Source organism: Klebsiella sp. D-Nf1 (assembly GCF_002810515.1).
GTDB lineage: Bacteria > Pseudomonadota > Gammaproteobacteria > Enterobacterales > Enterobacteriaceae > Klebsiella > Klebsiella variicola.
On the sequence record NZ_PIOK01000001.1, the window covers coordinates 1,259,368 to 1,277,214 of the forward strand.

Here is a 17,847-nt window from a genome sequence, read left to right on the forward strand (position 1 = left end):
GTTAACGCCGGCGGGAAATATCGACCATCAACCGGCAAAAGATGTTATAAATTCCGGCTGCGTTTGCGTCACTATCAGGTTAAATATGCAAAAAAAGAGAGCGACATCAATAGGCTTCGCCGCCATTATCTTATGGAGCACGATGGTCGGATTGATTCGCGGCGTCAGCGAAGGGTTAGGCCCGGTTGGCGGCGCGGCGATGATTTATAGCCTCAGCGGCCTGCTGCTCATTTTTACCGTTGGCTTTCCCAACCTGCGCCAGATCCCGCGCCGCTATCTGCTGGCCGGCAGCGTGCTGTTTGTCAGCTATGAAATCTGCCTCGCCCTGTCACTGGGGTTCGCCGCCACTCGCCAGCAGGCCATTGAAGTGGGGATGGTCAATTACCTGTGGCCCAGCCTGACGATTTTGTTCGCCATTCTCTTTAATGGCCAGAAAAGCAGTTGGCTGGTGATCCCAGGTTTAGTGCTGGCGCTGTTCGGCGTGAGCTGGGTACTTGGCGGCGAGCACGGACTCAACCCCGAGGAAATCATCAATAACGTGGTGTCCAGCCCACTAAGCTACATTCTGGCGTTTGTCGGCGCGTTTATCTGGGCGGCGTACTGCACGGTGACCGCGAATTACGCCAAAGGTAAAAATGGCATTACCCTCTTTGTCCTGTTAACCGCCCTGACGCTATGGCTGAAATTTCTCGCCAGCGACCAGCCGCCGATGCTGTTTAGCTGGCCGGTAGTCATTAAGCTGATGACGGTCTCCGTGGCGCTGGGGCTGGCCTACGCGGCGTGGAACGTCGGGATCCTGCACGGCAACGTCAGCCTGCTGGCGGCGGCGTCGTACTTCACGCCGGTGCTCTCTTCCGCGCTGGCGGCAGTCCTGCTCAGCGCCACGCTATCGTGGTCCTTCTGGCAGGGCGCCGGGATGGTGTGTCTCGGCTCTCTGCTCTGCTGGTACGCCACCCGCCGCTAACCGAGATCGCCCCCCGCCACCGGTATCGTCACACCCGTGATATAGCTGGCTTCATCGCTGGCGAGAAACAGGATCGCATTCGCCTGTTCCGCCAGCGTGCCGTAACGGTGCATCAGGCTGCTCGCCACCGTCTGATCGACCACCTGCTGATACCACGCCTTTTCTTGCTCGCTCGGCAGCTCTTCGTTGCGCGGCGTCAGACGCGGCGGCGCCTCCGTGCCACCCGGCGCGACGGCGTTAATCCGAATACCGCTGCCGCTGTACTCCATGGCAATCGACCGGGTCAGCGCGTTCACGCCGCCTTTCGCCGCCGAGTAAGGCACCCGGTTCACCCCCGCCGTTGCCACCGACGAGATATTGACGATGCTGCCTTTCCCCTGCTTCAACATCCAGGGCAGCGCCGCACGGCAGCCCCACAGCGTGGGGAACAGCGAGCGGCGGATCTCTTTCTCGATCTGCTCCGGTTGGTATTCGGCAAACGGCCGCGCCCAGATAGTCCCCCCGACGTTATTGATGAGCACATCGAGGCGGCCAAAATGGGCAACGCCCGAGGCAAACGCCTGCTCGGTGCTCGACCACTGTTCCAGATCGGCCTCCAACGCCAGCACCTGACTTCCGGACTGGGCTAGTACGGCAGCCAGTTCGTGTACGTAAGGCGAGCGGTCAATCAGCAACAGGGCAGCGCCTTCGGCTGCCGCCTGCTCCGCGGTCTGGCGGCCAATCCCCTGCGCCGCGCCGGTAATGGCAACGACCTTATCGGTAAAACGCATACTGCCTCCTTATGCCGCCGCGCTCTGGCTGGCGATAAATTTCTCATACCAGAAACCTGCCGGGGAAATTCCTCTGTCGCGCAGCGTCGTGGCGACCGCGTTGACCATCGGGGGCGGCCCGCAAAGATAGATATCGACGTCGCCGTTATTGAGCATGGCGTCGTCAAGATGGCCGGTGACAAAACCGCGCTGCGGGCAGGTACTGTTTGCATCCGCCACCACCGGCAGCCAGCGATATCCCGTCAGTTGTTGGTTAAACGCATCCAGCGCGTCGGTTTTCACCAGATCGCAATCGCGGGTCACGCCGTACAGTAGCGTTACCGGGCGCTGACTGCCCTGTGTTTGCAGGGTGTGCAGCATGGACAGCAGCGGCGCCAGCCCGGTGCCGCCGGCCAGCATCAGCAGCGGGCGTTCGCCGCTGCGCAAATAGAAGCTGCCCATGGGGCCGCTGAGGGTCAAGCGATCGCCGGGCCGCGCCTGCTGGGTTAACCACTGGCTCATCATGCCGCCAGGCACGTTACGGATCAGAAAGCGCCCTTCGAGAGAACCCGGCAGCGAACTAAATGAGTAGGCGCGCACATGAGGCGTGCCCGGTACCTGAATGTTGATATATTGTCCCGGCAGAAAAGCCAGCGGCTCATCCAGGGCGACCACCAGTTCGATGGCGGTATCGGACAGACAATTCACCTGCCGCACCTGCGCCCCGGTGTTGGTCAGCGCGGTTTTACACTGCGCGGCGGCCACCGGCACATCGATCACACAGTCGCTGGTCGGGACCATCTGGCAGGTCAGCACCTGACGGGCCTGCGCTTCGTCGTCGCTTAACGCCTCGTCGAGATAATCTTCGCCCAGGTCGTACTCACCGCTGGCGCAGTGGCATTTGCAGGTACCGCAAACGCCGTCCGAGCAGTCCATCGGCAGATTCACCTTCTGGCGATAAGCCGCATCCAGCACCTTCTCCCCGGCATTGCATTGAATAAAGCGGGTAATGCCGTCCTCAAAATTAAGAGCAATATTGAAGGTCATAAGCGCCTCTTAAATGTGGTAAACGTCAATCACCTGACGGATATAGTCGTTATTCAGGCGCACGGTTTTACGGATGATTTGCGGTCTGCCGTCCTGTTCGATTAGCGTGCAACAGGTAGAGCCGAAATAAGCGTCAGTGTGCTGATAGCGATGGCTCCAGGTGACCCAGTTGTAGCGCACCGCCAGTCCCTCGTCGCTTTCGCCCATCAGCTCAACATTGCTGATGATGTGCGTGGTACGCGGCTCCGGCGTGCTGGCGCCGGAACGTTCGGTTTTAATGCGATAGACGCGATCTTCCAGGCCTTCACGGTTGGGGTAGTAGATAAGGGAAATCTCTTTTTGCGGGTCGCGCGTCAGCTGGTCATCGTCGCCCCACGCCGGCATCCAGTAGACCACCTGCGGGCTGTAACAGCTCAGCCATTCGTCCCACTGACGGTCATCCAGCAGGCGGGCTTCGTAATAGAGAAACTGGCGAACGTGTTCGAGGGTCAGCATCAGGCCACCTCCACACGCTGGGTAATCGACTGGTCGTAACGCTGCTGTTCCTGTTCCAGCGCCGCCAGCATCACCGTTTGCCAGTGATGGTGATGGGCGATGTACAGCGCTTCATCTTCCGATTTCACCCCGCTGAGTCGTGGCGTAAAGCCCGCGTGCCTGGCGTGCTCATCCGGGCCATCGACCCAGCGCAGCGCGCCGCGGCTCAGATCGCTCCATGGCAGATTTTCGCCGAGATAGCCGCGCTGACAGGCGCTGAACTCTTCCAGATCGTCCGGCGTCCCCATCCCGCTAACGTTAAAGAAATCTTCATACTGGCGGATGCGTAGCGCCCGCGCCTGGTCAGATTCGCCTTTTGGCGCAAAGCACCAGATGGTGACTTCGGTTTTATCCACCGCAATCGGGCGGATCACGCGGATCTGGGTAGAAAACTGATCCATCAGGTAGACGTTGGGGTACAGGCACAGGTTGCGGGTTTCGTTGACCATCTGGTCGGCGCGTCGTTCGCCAAATTCCGCCTGCAGACGCTCGCGGTGGGCATAGACCGGGCGCACTTCCGGGTTCAGCGCCCGGGTCCACAGCAGCATGTGGCCATTGTCAAAACCGTAGCCGCCGCCGACGCTCTTTGACCAGCCGTTGGCGTCAACCGCATGCGTCCCTTCCGCTTCATAGTTGCGGCGCGACATGGTTGAGGCGTAGTTCCAGTGGACCACGCTGACGTGATAGCCATCGGCGCCGTTCTCCGCGCCCAGCTTCCAGTTGCCTTCGTATACATAGCTCGACGAGCCCTTCAGCACTTCCAGCCCGTCCGGCGCCTGATCGACAATCAGATCGATGATTTTGCGGGTTTCGCCGAGATACTCCTCCAGCGGCCGCACGTCGGCGTTGAGGCTACCGAATAAGAAACCGCGGTAAGACTGAAAGCGCGGCAACTTTTGCAGATCGTGAGATCCTTCCTGTTTGAAGGTTTCAGGATAACCGCCGGTGCTCTCATCTTTGGCTTTTAATAATTTGCCATTATTGCTGAAGGTCCAGCCATGGAACGGACAGGTAAATGAGTTTTTATTTCCGGTTTTGCGTCGGCATAACATCGCGCCGCGGTGGGCGCAGCTATTAATTAACGCATGCAGTTCATTCTTTTTATCGCGGGTAATAATAACCGGCTGGCGTCCCAGCGTCAGAGTATAATAGTCACCCGACTCTGGAATTTGACTTTCATGGGCGAGAAAAGCCCAATTCTCTTCAAATATATTTTTCATTTCGAAATCAAATAACTGTTGATCGGTAAATATAGAACGATGACAACGGTAGATATGATTTTCACGGTCGACAATTAACGCGTTGGTGATTTTGTCTTTGAGCGCTGAGAGCGTTTTTTGCATGAGTCAGTCCCTCCTGCAGGATTCAGGATGAAAGAAACAGGGTGAATTTGTCGTTTTCGGGTGCAATGTCTGGCCCGGGCAGCAGCGTGCCCGTGACCAGTAAAACCAATTACTCTTTGGCGCGCAGACGCGAGCCGCGGTGCTCTTCGTCGGGGCTCAGCGCTTTACAGAGGGTGAAATCAAAGCGCACTTCGGTGTGTTCTCCGTCCAGTTCACGCTGTGCAATCGTCTGGCGGTCGCTCACTTTCACCGGGTCGGCAATCAGACCATCGCGGGTGGCAAAGGCAAAATCATCCCACAGGTATTTGTCGCCGCTGAGGTTGATCTGGCTGGTCAGATGTTTATGGCCCGGCGCGGAGACGAAGAAGTGAATATGCGCCGGACGGTTGCCGTGGCGACCCAGTTGGTCCAGCAGTTTCTGCGTCGGTCCATCCGGCGGACAACCGTAGCCTGACGGCATGATGCTGCGTACGCTGTAACGGCCATCGGCACCGGTGCGGATACGACGACGCAGGTTGTAATCGCTCTGACTCTGATCGAAGAACGAATAATTACCCAGAGTATTGGCATGCCAGATATCAACGATGGCATTAGCGATCGGCTGGCCCTGGCTATCTTTAACCTGGCCGTGCAGCCACATCACTTCCCCGGCATCGGTGCCATCATCCATGCGGGCATGGCTGTCGGCCAGCGGCGCATTGGCCACATACAGCGGTCCTTCGATGGTGCGTGGGGTGCCGGTTTCCCGCCGCGCCGCCGCGTCAATGGCGTCCTGACGCAGGTCGAGGAAATGCTCCAGTCCCAGCCCCGCCGCCAGCAGCGCCGCTTCCTGACGGCCACCCAGTTCGTGCAAGTAGTTCACCGCATGCCAGAACTCTTCTTCTGTGACGTTATAGTCGTCGATCAGCGTGCAGATATTCTCCAGCAGACGGTGGACAATGGCTTTAAAGCGTTCATTACCGCCAGGAACATTTAACCCCGCGCCTTCACGTAATAATTTCTGCACGGCTTCTTGTTGTACGAAAGCATTACTCATAATTATTCTCTCTTATCGTTGTAGGATATTTGCCGGGTGTTCCCGGCATGAGGTCAGATGTTATTATTATTAGCTATCGTCTTCACGAACAGACGAGGGATGACGGCATAGCGCCTCGACGCGAATATCCATAAAAGGATACAGCGGCAATCCCATTAAAATTTGATGTAACTCTTCGGCATCTTGAACATCGAAAATACTGACATTGGCGTAAAGACCTGCAACGCGCCAGATATGTCGCCATTTGCCTTCACGCTGTAATTGTTGCGAATAGGCTTTTTCGCGTTGTTTAATTTCATCCGCTTCGGCGGCAGGAAAACCGAGCGGAATATTAACGGTCATCTCCACTTTAAATAGCATGATTTACTCCTGTTATGCTTTACGGGAATAGAAGCGTAGCTTGTCTTCATCCAGCTCCACGCCGAGCCCTGGCGTCTGCGGGAGCGCTACCTGTCCATCGGCAAAGGTGAGTGGCACGCTGACGATATCGTCTTTGAGGAGCAGCGGGCCGAACATCTCGGTGCCCCACTGCAGCGGCAGCGTCGACCAGGCGTGCAGCGAGGCGACGGTACCGACGGTCCCTTCCAGCATGGTGCCGCCATACAGGCCAATCCCCGCCGCCTGCGCGACGCGGGCCAGTGCCAGCACGCTATTCGGACCGCCGGCTTTGGCGATTTTCAGGGCATAAGCGCCGGTAAAGCCCTGCCGCGCCAGCTGATAACCATCGTAGGCGGTCGCGACCGCTTCATCTGCAAGGATCGCGGTTTCAATTTGCTGGCTCAGGCGCACCAGTGCGGCATTATCGTGGGCGCTGACCGGCTGTTCGATGAGGTCGACGCCCATCGCCGCCAGTTCGCGGCAGCCTTTCGCGCCGGTTGCGGCGTCCCAGGCCTGGTTGACGTCGACGCGGATGCTGGCGCGATCGCCTAACGCTTCCACAATGGCCCGGGTATGACGCAGGTCGGTGGCTAATTCCCGCGCGCCAATTTTCAGTTTGAACGCCTGATGGCGGCGCTCGGCTAACAGTTTTTCCCCTTCGGCAATATCTTTCGCGGTATCGCCGCTGGCTAAGGTCCACAGCACCGGCAACGCCGTTTGCAGCGCCCCGCCGAGCAGCGCCGACACCGGCAGCCCTAAGGCTTTGCCCTGGGCATCCAGCAGCGCGGTTTCAATGGCGGACTTCGCAAAGGTGTTGCCTTTAATGGCGCTGTTCATGCGGGCCGTCAGCGCATTCAGATTATCGGCCGGCTGCCCTTTCAACAGCGGCGTCAGATAATGGGTTATCGCCGACGAGATGGCCTCCGGGCTCTCGACGCCATAGCTCAAACCACCAATGGTGGTGGCTTCGCCGATGCCGCAGATGCCGTCGGAGCGGGTAAGCCGCACGATCACCAGCGTCTGGCAGCCCATGGTGGTCATCGATAACTTGTGTGGCCGGATGGTCGGGACATCCACTATCCAGCTCTCAATACGTTCTACGGTGGCGGTCATTTTCGGTTCCTGATGAGATGTATAACTTTTTGTACCCACATCCATAACGGGGAGGTGTGTGCCATTGACAATAGGGTTCAGCCTGGCCGATGGTCAACGGCGATAATCGAAATGTTGTGCGATTATCGGCACGTTTGTTAAAAGGCAGTTAATAATGTGATCGCGGTGGTAAAACCGGCACAATTCAGGACGGTGCGGTTTGCGCACGGTATAGTGATGCCCCGTGAGCTTTGCATTGCAACGGAGAGGGAATCAATGCGTGACCATACCCCCACCACCTTGAGCGCCAGGCAGGCCGAGCACGATCCCAATTTTATGCTGTCTCTGGCCCGCGGGCTGGAGGTCCTTAACGCTTTTACCCCCCAGCGCCAGCGGCTGACCATTTCCCAGTTGAGCCAGAAAACCCAAATCTCCCGCGCGGCGGTACGCCGCTGCCTGTATACCCTCGCCGCGTTGGGCATGGTACACAGCCCGGATGGCCGCAGCTATGAACTGCTGCCCCGGGTGCTGGCCGTCGGCCACGCCTATCTGGCCGGCACGCCGCTGGCGAAAGTCGCGCAGACGGCGCTGGATAGCCTCGGCAAAGCGCTCGGCGAATCCTGCTCAGCGGCGACGCTGGACGGCGACAACGTGCTCTATATCGCCCGCGCGGCGGTCAATAATTTACTGAGCGTCGACCTGGGGCGCGGCAGTCGCCTGCCGGCGTGGGCGACCTCTATGGGACGGGTGTTGCTGAGCGCGCTGCCGGAGGAACAGCTTGAAGTGACACTGTCACGAGCAGCGTTAATCCGCTACACCCCGCATACCCTGTGCGATATGCCCGGGCTACGCGCGGAGATTGCCCGGGTGCGCATGCAGGGCTATGCCCTCGCCGACCGGCAGATAGAGGTGGGGTTGTGTTCGCTGGCGGTGCCCGTGCTGTCGCGCCATGGCCAGGTGGTGGCGGCGCTTAATGTCGGAGTCCCCGCCGCGACGATCAGCGCCGCGGCGTTAAAAGAGAAGGCCCTCGCCCCACTTCGACGCGCGGCGATGGACCTGTCGCTACAGCTATAGCGTTGACTGCGGTTTCGCCACGCTCGCCAGACTGCGCCAGATGCCGGCGGCCAGCAGCAGAAGCAGTACGCCCGCCGTCGCCAGCACCAGGCTGTGAGCCTGGGTAAAGGCCGCCTTCGCCGCCGCCATCAGCGCTTCGGCCACCCCGGCGGGCAGCGCCTCGGTCAGACTGACCGCCTCGCCAATAGACGACGACGCCTGCTGCGCCATGGCATCGTTCAGGCCAGGCGGCAGCACAATGGTGGCGCTGTAGCTGCGGGTCAGGATCAGGCCGAACAGCGCAATGCCGAGACCGGCGCCAAGTTCATAGGCCATGGTTTCGATCGCCCCTGCCGCCGCCGCTTTCTCCTTTGGCGCCGCCGCCATAATCGCGGAGCTGGAGGCCAGCAGCGCGCTGGCGACGCTGAAGCCCAGCAATGTCATCAGCCCCCACGCCTGCCACTGCTGAGTGCTGAAATCCGTAAGCGCGAGGCCAAGAAAGCTGAAGGCGCTGAGCAACATTCCGCCCGTCGCGACCTGCCGCAGTCCCAGTTTCGACACCAGTATTCCGGCGATCGGGCCGCTGAAGCCGCTGGCGACCATCACCGGCAGCATAAACATCCCCGCCTCGAACGGCGTTTTCTGATGCACAAACTGCAGCTCCTGCGCCATCAGCAGTTCAAAACCGACCAGAGTAATCAGGGCCGTCATCGCCATCATCACCCCGCTTAAAATAATACGATGGGTGAACAGCCGCATATCCACCATCGGGCGGGCCGCCGACAGCTGCTTGCGGATAAACCAGGTCAACATCGCCGCCCCGCCGATCGCCACCACTGCGGTGAGCCACAGCGCCAGCTGGCCCTTCAGCGCCGATTTCGCGCTAAACACCAGCATCAGGATCGACGCAATCAAAATGAGCGCCTGCAGCAGATTGAGCGGTTGTTCGCGGCGTGCAGGCTGGCGCGGCACCACCTTCGCATTAATGGCGATAACCACCAGCACGATCGGCACGTTGATCAGGAATACCGACCCCCAGTAGAAATGCTCCAGCAGCATGCCGCCCACCAGTGGGCCAAAGGCCGCGCCGCCGGAGCCCACCGCCGCCCACAGACCCAGCGCCATATTGCGCTGGCTGGCCTCGGCAAAGGTGCTGCGGATCCCGGCCAGCGTCGCCGGGACGATCATCGCCGCCCCCACCGCCAGCAAAGCGCGTGAGGCAATCAGCGTCAGGGCCGTCGGCGACAGCGCGGCACACAGCGAGGCGACGCCAAAAATGGCGCTGCCGAGCAGCAGCAGGCGCTTGAAGCCAATTTTATCGCCGAGGGCGCCCATCGGCAGCACCATACCGGCCATGACTAAGGAGTAGATATCAATGATCCACAGCAGTTCATTGCCGCTGCTACCCAGCGCGACGCTGAGCGTCGGCGCGGCCACATGCAATACCGTGGCGTCAATCGCCACCGGAATATAAACCAGCAAAATCGCCATCAGCGTCATCCATTGCCGTGACATAGCTTGTACCTCAATGTTGGAAATTGGACACACGTCCAGGATGGCGATCCTGCCGGATTGTTGAACGCATGTCCAACTTTTTGTTACACTCGGCCAAAGTCAGATGACAGCGGGGTTCTATGCACTATTTACAGCGGGATGCACGACGGGAAGGGATTATGCAGGCCGCCATGCGGCTGGCGCTGCGCGGCGGCTTTGCCGCCATGACCGTGCGGCAGATCGCCCGCGAAGCCGAGGTGGCCGCCGGGCAGTTGCACCACCACTTCGCCTCCATCGGCGAGCTGAAATCGCAGGTTTTCATCCGTCTGATCCGCGAGATGCTCGATATGCCGCTGGTGGCCGAAGACGCCACCTGGCGCGAGCGGTTATTCTCGATGATCGGCAGCGAAGATGGCAGGCTGGAACCCTATATCCGCCTGTGGCGCGAAGGCCAGGTGCTGGCCGACAGCGACCCGGACATCAAAGCGGCCTACCTGCTGACCATGAACATGTGGCATGAAGAGACCGTCGCCATCATCGAGCAGGGCCTCGCCTGCGGCGAATTTCGATCGTCTGAATCACCGGCGGATATCGCCTGGCGTTTTATCGCCCTGGTGTGCGGCCTCGACGGGATTTATGCCCTCGGCACCCAGCCCCTGGACGATGCGGCGTTTAGCCGTTATTTGAATAAGATGATTACCATGGAATTGTTTTAGTCCATTTTTCACCGGAACATCGCCTGCCTATAAGTTCTGTCGCAGACGTCAGCGGCCTGCCGATTAATGGCAATATTCGGCCTGCAATAATGGTCTTCCATTTTAGGTATCAATGCTTATCCCGACAGAAAACGCTATTCACTCTCTAAATGAGATGGTCTTTATTAGTTAACGTCTCTATGCTTACCGCTTTCTCCCTTCAGTAAAAACGAGCGCCCCCTGTACTGGCGCCGTTTTGATGTACTCTGAGAACGGCATGGCACAGCACTGGACCCCTTCACGATGGGGACGAAAATTAACGGGTTCCCCCGACTGGCAATTGAGCTTGCAGGGCAGTGAGCTGATCCTGACCGTTGATGGAATCATTTATAAGATCAATATTGAGAACCCACGCGCCTGGCGGATCCGCAAGGGCTTTTTGTGGGCGAGAGTGACGCTGCGTCCCGCCGCCTCTGTGGAAATTAAAGTCGATGGCCTGCCCAATGCGCAGGTCAGCACGTTAGTCCTGATGCTGGAACAGGCGCTTGGTGAAAAGCAAACGACCGGCGAACTGGCTGCAATTCACCATACTATGGCGCGCATTAACGACTGGCTGGAAGAGATATCCCGCCAGGAAATGCTGGTAGAGAGCCAACGCCGATGGCTTACGCAGGAAATACAGGACGAACTAGAGCGTCGCAAGCCGGCTGTGGAAGTCGATACTCTGGCGCGCCTACTGCGCAAACCCGCCGTGATTTCAGCGCTTGGCGACACACTGCAGACCATTGAAGCGACACTCATGCTCTGGCAGATGGACCATCGCGCGGCATGGCGCCAACGTAACGCGCGGCATACCGCGCGCGAACTCATCGCCAATAAATCCTTGTTTGATACCGTTGAGCGCCAACCGCTCACCCCGGAGCAGGCGAAAGCCGTGGTCTGTTTTGACAATAAAGTCCAGGTTATTGCCTCTGCCGGTTCCGGTAAAACCTCAACCATGGTCGCCCGGGCAGCCTATGCCATTAGCCGGGATATTGTGCGTCCGGAACGAATTGTCATGCTGGCGTTTAACAAGCAAGCAGCGGAAGAGCTGAATCAACGCTGCAGGGACGCCTTTCAGCGTGCGGGGCTGCATGGGGTTGAAGTTGAAACATCCACCTTCCATGCGCTGGGTTTAAGCATCATTGGCAAAGCAACCGGGAGCAAGCCCGATATTCCGGGGTGGGCTATCGACACCGGAGCCGGGCTGCGCAAACTTGGCTCGCTGGTCGAGCAACTTAAGGCTGACTCTGTGGGGTTCGCCCTGCAGTGGCACCTCTTTCGTTTTGTCTTTGGCCAGGATTTACCACCTTTTGGCAGCACGGTTTCCGCGACCAGCTGGGATGCGCAAGGCCGTGGACTGGTGCTAACCATTGACGGCAAGCTTGTCCGCAGCCAGGAAGAGGCCGCTATCTGCAACTGGCTGTTTCTTAATGGTGTCAATTATCAATATGAAGCAAGGTATAAAGTGGATACCGCGGACGATGCGCATCGCCAGTATCTTCCTGATTTTTATTACCCGGATATTGATGTTTACCATGAACATTTTGCCCTGAATGAGCAGGGCCAGCCGCCGAAACACTTTACCGGCTATCTTGACGGGGTGAAATGGAAGCGACAGTTGCATGAAGCGCAGGGCACTACGCTGATTGAAACCACGTCTGCACAAATACGATCCGGTGTTGCATTCCAGCATCTGGCGGACCAGCTAACCGAGCGCGGGATACACCTCACCCCCCTCCCTGACCGGGAGATCCCGGAAAACGGCCAGACGCCGCTAAAAGCGGAAGAGTTGGTCGGCCTGATTCGCATCTTTATCAGTCATGCCAAGAGCAACAGCCTGAGCATTGAAAGCATCCGCCAGCGTATTTCGCGCCGTCACGATCGCACTTTTCAATATCGCCATACGTTATTCTTAAATATCGTCGAGCCCCTGCTTAACGCATGGGATGCTGCACTCGCCGCTGAGGGCGGTATTGATTTTGAAGATATGATTAATCTGGCGGCACAGTGCCTTGAAGCTGGAAACTATATTCCCCCCTACGAACTGGTAATGGCCGATGAGTTTCAGGATGCTTCCCGGGCCAGGGCACGCTTGTGCCGAGCCCTGGTCAAGAAACCCGGGCGCTATCTGTTTACCGTGGGTGATGACTGGCAATCCATTAACCGTTTTGCCGGGGCTGACCTGTCGGTAATGACCGCGTTTCGCGACTGGTTCGGTCCCAGTGAATATCTCAGACTTGAACAGACCTTCCGCTGCCCGCAAGTGCTGTGTGATATTTCGAGTCAATTTGTCAGCAAGAACCCTCACCAGTTAAGCAAGCAGGTACGTTCAATGACCCCGCAACAGGGGGCGGTGATCGAGGCTTTTCAGGTTGATCAAAAGGAGAAGCTGGCAGACGCCATTGATACCTTCATCATGAGTCTGGCCAACGACATCGCAGCAGGTGTGATCCCGCCCGGGCGGAATGGACGCATCTCGGTGTATATCCTCGGTCGTTATAATGCCGACCGGCAGTACTTGCCCGGTCGCGAACATCGCTATAACACCTGGCTGGACGTGTCCTTTTTGACCATCCATCGCGCCAAAGGCAGTGAGGCGGATTATGTTATTTTGCCGGAGATGCTAACCCAGCTAAAGGGGCGCAGTTTTCCGAGTACGCGCGGTGATGATCCGGTACTGAAGCTGGCGATGCCGGAGGGCGATAACTTTCCTGACAGTGAAGAGCGGCGGTTGTTTTATGTGGCGCTCACCCGCGCCAGACGTCGGGTCACACTTTTTACCGTGAAGGGGAAGCACTCTCGTTTTCTACATGAACTGTGCGACGACGGCGTCGTTTCCATTACCGACATCCATGGCCAAGCGATCGCCGAGGAGCGCTGCCCCGCCTGCGGGCAAGGTGTTATTGTTCAGCGCAGCGGGCCCTACGGTGAGTTCCGCTCTTGTTCTAACTATCCCCTTTGCAAATATAAGCCGCGGAAACAGGCTCCCGCGCTTGTCTTTTCAACGCCCTCGCGACCGTCAGACTAAATGTCAAAAACAGAAATGCCTTGTCTGGCAGAGGCGAAGATGCTCAACAAAGCATCTTCTTTCCGGGAATGATTTACTTCCCGGCTTCCGGATGGGTATCGAACGCCGCCATTACCGCCGCCAGCGCCGCTTCACTAAAGCCATGTTTAGGATCGTCCACGCCCAGCCCGAAGCGGGTCTGCAGCGCTTCATACAGCGCGGAGACATCGGCAAAATCGATCTTCTCCACCACGTGGTTATTCTCCCAGTGGGTAAAGTGGAAATTGGTAAGGGTCATTTTGCCGCCGTCCGGCAGATGACGGCACATCAGCAGATGGTGACGGAAGTGGGACTGCGGCCAGTGCGCCGACCAGAAGTTACCCATCACATAATCAGACGCATACTGGCGGCCTAAATCGAAATGGTACATCGACTGCCAGTGTTCGTGATGGTTGAACTGCAGCGTCCACTCATCGCCCTCATGCACCAGACGATAGCTACCGTGCGGCGTTTGCTGCGGGATATCGGCCAGCAGTTTGATCGGCGCGGTCAATGTCTGGCCGCCGAAGCCGACGTCGGCGATCCAGCGCTCGCCCGCCACTTCCACCAGCAATGAACGGTGAGTACGCGGCGGCATCTGCGGCGGATTGGCCAGCACCACGCGGCCCAGCAGGCTGCGGACGTTAAAGCCTATCTCGCGCAGCGCGCGCTCAAGGAGACCATTTTGTTCAAAACAATACCCCCCGCGGCGGGCGGCGATCAGCTTCTCTTCCAGCGCCCGATCGTCAAGGTGGATCTCACGCGGCAGCAGGACGTCGAGGTTTTCAAAGGGGATGGCGCTGTTATGCTGCAGATGCAGTTCCCGTAGGGTATCAATGGATACATCAGGCTCACCCGTCCAGCCCAGACGGGAAAAATAGGCGCGTAAAAAGGGACTCATCAAGGCCTCCAGCTGTAGGTGTCCGACATTTATAGCCTATTTTTCCGCGCCGACCGTCTTTTTTGTGCGCTTGTCGTTAACCGCGCGTGCTGCGCTGCATCAGCGCCAGCGCCGTCAGCATCAGGACCAGACCGGTCAACAACGTCAGGCTGGCCATCGCCATGCCCTGACCGACGGAACCCTGTTCGAACTGGCGCCAGATAAACACCGCCACGGTTTGCGTACCGGCTGGAGAGAGCAGCAGCGAGGTCACCAGCTCCCGGGAGGCCACCGCGAACACCATCAGCATCGCCGCCAGCAGCGCCGGAAAGACCAGCGGCAGGACAATCAACCGCAGTGCCTGGAGTGGCGACGCCCCGTGCACCCGGGCGGCGGACTCAAGATTGGGGCCCAGCTGGCGCAGCGCGCTGCCGACATAGCGCACCGGCCAGGGCAACAGCAGGCAGCAATAGGAGAGCAGCAACATCCACAGCGTGTTATAGGGCGAGCGCGGCCAGAAAGGCTGATTCCACAGCAGGATCAAACCGACTCCCACCACCACGCCCGGCAGCGCCGCCGGCATCAGCGACAGCGCGTCCACCATCCCGCGCCCTTTAATCTTCTGCACCATCACCAGCCAGGCGGCCAGCAGGCCCAGCACGCCGACGATCAGCGCCGAGCCCAGGGCCAGCGACAGGCTGGTGCCGAGGGCCGACAGGGCATCCCCCTGCTGGTCAAACAGCGCCGCGAAGTGACGCAGCGTGACATTCTCAACACTCACGCCCCCTGAGAGCGTGCCCATCACGCTGGTGAGCATCATCGAGGCGGCAGGGACGCCGACCGCCAGGCCGCCGACGGCCGCCATCGCCAGCACGGCGGGCAGCGTCATCCAGCCCAGCGATGCCCCGCGGTTTTCTCCCGGCTTGCCGGTGACGCTGGTGACCTCTTTCTCCCCCACCAGCCGCCTTTGCAGCCACCAGGCGAACAACGCCACCGCCATCAGCAGCAGCGACAGCAGCGCGGCGCCGGTAAGGTCCACCGGCCAGTCGGCCAGCTTTTTCTCAATACCGACCGTCAGCATCACCACTCCCGCCCGGCTGCCCAGCGCCGCCGGTACACCAAACTCCTCGATAGCGAGGGTAAACGCCAGCAGCGTGCCCGCCGCCAGCGCCGGGGAGAGCATCGGCAGCGTCACGTGCCAGAAGGCGCGCCAGGCGCTGGCGCCATGGACGCGGGCGACCACCGCCAGCCGGGTCCCGCTCGCCAGCAGGCTGCGGGAGACGGCAAAGTACACCACCGGGAAAATATTAAAGGTCATCACCAGCACGATCCCGCTGCGGCTGAACAGCAGATCGTTCAATTGCCAACCGGTCAGCTGCTGCAGATAACCCTGGCTTTGCAGGGCCAGCATCCAGGAGAGCGCCGAGATATAGGGCGGCGTCAGAAAGGGGATCAAAAACAGGAGATCCCACAGCCGGGGCAGCGGCAGCGAAAACATACCGCGCAGGATGCCGAGCGGCAGGCCAATCATTACGCTGACCAGCGCCACGCCGGCGGCGATCCACAGCGTACCGCCGAGCATCGCCGGCAACTGGGGATCGGCCAGCAGCGCCGAGACGCCGCCAAAGGCGTCCCCGAGCGAACCGGCGCTAAAATGGGGAAAAATCGCCTGCAGCAGAATAAACACTAACGGTAACGCGACCAGCATCACCAGGGCGGCGAGGGTCGCGCCGGAAAGGAATGTTTGTTTCACAACCGGTTCCTGAAGCTGAGGGGTCCCCCCGGCGGCCAGCGCCGGAGGAACAGGAGCAATTACTGCGCGTACAGCTGACTGAAGCGGGCGAGCACGGCGCCCCGTTCGCTGCTGCCTTCGCTGGTGGTGGGCAGCACCTTCAGCGCGTCCAGTAACGGACGTTTGGCCGCCACGTCGCGGCGGGCGGGCATCAGCCAGGCATCGGCAACTCTCGCCTGACCTTCCGGCGACAGAACATAATCGATAAAGGCTTTAGCATCGTCGGCATGCTGGCTGGTTTTGAGGATCATCATCGGGCGCGGGGCAATCACCGTTCCGCTGGCCGGGAAGATCACCTTCAGCGACTCGCCCTGCTGAATATTGCCGTAGGAGACATAATCCACCGCGCCAAATACCGCCGCTTTCGCCCCCTGCATCACCGGCGTCACCGCCTGGGCGTTGGGTCCGCTGACCACCATGCCGTTCTTTTTCAGATCGTCAAACAGTTGCCAGGCCTGGTCGCCCATACTGTTTTGCAGCCCGATCAGCAAATCCAGCGACGCGCCGGAGAGCGCCGGGTCGGGGGTTGTCACCTTGTCTTTAAACGCCGGCTGGGTGAGATCCCGCCACTCTTTCGGTTCCGGGGTACCGCTTTTACTGTTCCAGACAATGCCCAGGGCGGAGACACCCTGGGCGATATAGTCCGCCGATTTCAGGTTCGCCGGTACCTGGTCGGCATTGGCGCTCGCAAAAGGCAGCAACCAGCCCCGCTGGTGCAGATCTTCGGCGGTATCCCACGAGGCGGAGATCAGCACATCCGCCTGCGGGTTGGCCTGCTCGGCCTCCAGTCGGGCCATCACTTTGCCGGTGGTGGCCTGGAAAACCGTCACCTTCACCCCGGTCTGTTGTTCAAAACCGCTGGCCAGGCTTTTCGCCAGCGAGCCAGGGCCGGCGGTGTATACGGTCAGCGCATGGGCGCTGGAGAGCATCATGGCGGAAAGAGCCATCGCGAGTACCACTCCTTTCTTAACGGTCATAACGGTGTTCATGCAACTTCCCCTGAGGTTGGCGTAACGGCGCGGACAGCGGCCACGCGGCCCGCGGATAAATAGACAATCTGGTCGGCTAACAGCTCGGCTTCACGTCGGTCATGGGTGACATACACGGCGGTGATGCCGAGCTGTCGCAGCAGGCGGCTCATTTCGCCACACAGCGATTCGCGCAGTTCACTGTCCAGGTTGGAGAGCGGTTCATCAAACAGCAGCACCCGCGGCGCGGCGACGATCGCCCGCGCCAGCGCCACCCGCTGCTGCTGACCGCCAGAAAGACCAGAGGGTTTACGTTCGGCGAAACCGTTGAGGCCTACCCGCGCCAGCGCCTCGCTGACCCGGCGCTCGCGTTCGCTACGGGAGACACCGCGCATGCGCAGCGGAAAGGCGACGTTCTGCGCCACGCTCATATGCGGCCAGAGGGCGTAATCCTGAAAAACCATGCCGATATCGCGCTGCTCCGGGGGCAACCCCCATCCTGCGCGGGCGACCAGCCTGTCGCCAAAGCGGATTTCGCCGCTGGCCGGCACGCTCAGCCCGGCCAGCAGACGCAGCAAAGTGCTTTTGCCGCAGCCGGACGGCCCCAGTAGCGCCACGATGCGGCCGGGTTCGATATGCAACGAGAAACGGTCAAGAACGGGAGTCTCTGCGAAGGCAAAAGAGACCTCCTGCAGGGTGATAGGGGTCAGCGTGCGCATCATCGCCCTCCCTTT

Annotated in this window: 16 protein-coding genes; 4 read left to right on the plus strand and 12 right to left on the minus strand. The window is 59.5% G+C overall.

Annotated elements, in window-relative coordinates; genetic code table 11:
• The first annotated feature begins 85 nt into the window (after window positions 1-85).
• A complete protein-coding gene (gene yddG / locus CWM54_RS06165; protein WP_100696434.1) occupies window positions 86-964 on the plus strand; it encodes an aromatic amino acid DMT transporter YddG in 879 nt (292 codons plus the stop codon).
• Here yddG and CWM54_RS06170 read toward each other — a convergent pair.
• The 7 genes from CWM54_RS06170 to CWM54_RS06200 all read right to left on the minus strand — a co-directional run bounded on the left by CWM54_RS06170 (window position 961) and on the right by CWM54_RS06200 (window position 7,209).
• Complete coding sequence (locus tag CWM54_RS06170) at window positions 961-1,734, minus strand: 1,6-dihydroxycyclohexa-2,4-diene-1-carboxylate dehydrogenase (RefSeq protein WP_100696436.1); 774 nt, start codon at window positions 1,732-1,734, stop codon at window positions 961-963. The genes yddG and CWM54_RS06170 overlap by 4 nt on opposite strands.
• A 9-nt stretch (window positions 1,735-1,743) precedes the next feature.
• Window positions 1,744-2,760, minus strand: a complete 1,017-nt coding sequence (benC, locus tag CWM54_RS06175; RefSeq protein WP_100680342.1) for a benzoate 1,2-dioxygenase electron transfer component BenC — start codon at window positions 2,758-2,760, stop codon at window positions 1,744-1,746.
• Between the two features lie 9 nt (window positions 2,761-2,769).
• The gene (benB, locus tag CWM54_RS06180) at window positions 2,770-3,255 is read right to left on the minus strand and encodes a benzoate 1,2-dioxygenase small subunit (RefSeq protein ID WP_061154458.1); all 486 of its coding nucleotides are present in this window, start codon (window positions 3,253-3,255) and stop codon (window positions 2,770-2,772) included.
• Window positions 3,255-4,637 carry a Rieske 2Fe-2S domain-containing protein gene (locus CWM54_RS06185; RefSeq protein WP_100696438.1) on the minus strand — a complete coding sequence of 461 codons (1,383 nt, stop codon included), beginning with the start codon at window positions 4,635-4,637 and terminating at the stop codon, window positions 3,255-3,257. Before CWM54_RS06185 ends, benB begins: the two co-directional genes overlap by 1 nt.
• A gap of 109 nt (window positions 4,638-4,746) precedes the next feature.
• Window positions 4,747-5,673 (minus strand): catechol 1,2-dioxygenase, encoded by a 927-nt coding sequence (catA, locus tag CWM54_RS06190; protein WP_100696440.1) that lies wholly within the window; start codon window positions 5,671-5,673, stop codon window positions 4,747-4,749.
• Window positions 5,674-5,742: 69 nt separating this feature from the next.
• Entirely contained in the window at window positions 5,743-6,033 is a 291-nt protein-coding gene (catC, locus tag CWM54_RS06195) for a muconolactone Delta-isomerase (protein ID WP_061154455.1), read from the minus strand.
• 12 nt (window positions 6,034-6,045) lie between these two features.
• Window positions 6,046-7,209 carry a muconate cycloisomerase family protein gene (locus CWM54_RS06200; protein ID WP_162677453.1) on the minus strand — a complete coding sequence of 388 codons (1,164 nt, stop codon included), beginning with the start codon at window positions 7,207-7,209 and terminating at the stop codon, window positions 6,046-6,048.
• A 171-nt stretch (window positions 7,210-7,380) separates the two neighbouring features.
• On the opposite strand from CWM54_RS06200, the gene CWM54_RS06205 reads away from it, so the two are divergent.
• Window positions 7,381-8,217, plus strand: a complete 837-nt coding sequence (locus tag CWM54_RS06205) for an IclR family transcriptional regulator C-terminal domain-containing protein (protein WP_165785890.1) — start codon at window positions 7,381-7,383, stop codon at window positions 8,215-8,217.
• Here CWM54_RS06205 and kmrA read toward each other — a convergent pair.
• Window positions 8,212-9,711 carry an efflux MFS transporter KmrA gene (kmrA, locus tag CWM54_RS06210; RefSeq protein WP_100696444.1) on the minus strand — a complete coding sequence of 500 codons (1,500 nt, stop codon included), beginning with the start codon at window positions 9,709-9,711 and terminating at the stop codon, window positions 8,212-8,214. The two genes, CWM54_RS06205 and kmrA, sit on opposite strands and share 6 nt — an antisense overlap.
• A gap of 119 nt (window positions 9,712-9,830) precedes the next feature.
• Between kmrA and CWM54_RS06215 the strand changes: the two genes are divergently transcribed.
• Both CWM54_RS06215 and CWM54_RS06220 read left to right on the plus strand, forming a co-directional pair.
• Window positions 9,831-10,406, plus strand: coding sequence for a TetR family transcriptional regulator (locus tag CWM54_RS06215; protein WP_100696446.1), 576 nt, complete (start codon window positions 9,831-9,833; stop codon window positions 10,404-10,406).
• Between the two features lie 256 nt (window positions 10,407-10,662).
• Window positions 10,663-13,455: a UvrD-helicase domain-containing protein gene (locus CWM54_RS06220; RefSeq protein ID WP_100696915.1), complete on the plus strand. Its 2,793-nt coding sequence runs from the start codon at window positions 10,663-10,665 to the stop codon at window positions 13,453-13,455.
• A 73-nt stretch (window positions 13,456-13,528) separates the two neighbouring features.
• On the opposite strand, the gene nhoA is transcribed toward CWM54_RS06220, so the two are convergent.
• From nhoA to CWM54_RS06240, 4 genes are all read right to left on the minus strand, one after another.
• A complete protein-coding gene (gene nhoA / locus CWM54_RS06225; protein ID WP_100696448.1) occupies window positions 13,529-14,374 on the minus strand; it encodes an N-hydroxyarylamine O-acetyltransferase in 846 nt (281 codons plus the stop codon).
• A 76-nt stretch (window positions 14,375-14,450) separates the two neighbouring features.
• Window positions 14,451-16,106, minus strand: a complete 1,656-nt coding sequence (locus CWM54_RS06230) for an ABC transporter permease (protein ID WP_100696450.1) — start codon at window positions 16,104-16,106, stop codon at window positions 14,451-14,453.
• 59 nt (window positions 16,107-16,165) lie between these two features.
• Window positions 16,166-17,134, minus strand: a complete 969-nt coding sequence (locus tag CWM54_RS06235) for an ABC transporter substrate-binding protein (RefSeq protein WP_008804721.1) — start codon at window positions 17,132-17,134, stop codon at window positions 16,166-16,168.
• On the minus strand, window positions 17,131-17,835 hold the full coding sequence (locus tag CWM54_RS06240) for an ABC transporter ATP-binding protein (protein ID WP_012541582.1): 705 nt from the start codon (window positions 17,833-17,835) through the stop codon (window positions 17,131-17,133). The genes CWM54_RS06235 and CWM54_RS06240 overlap by 4 nt, the downstream gene beginning before the upstream one ends.
• Between the last annotated feature and the right edge of the window lie 12 nt (window positions 17,836-17,847).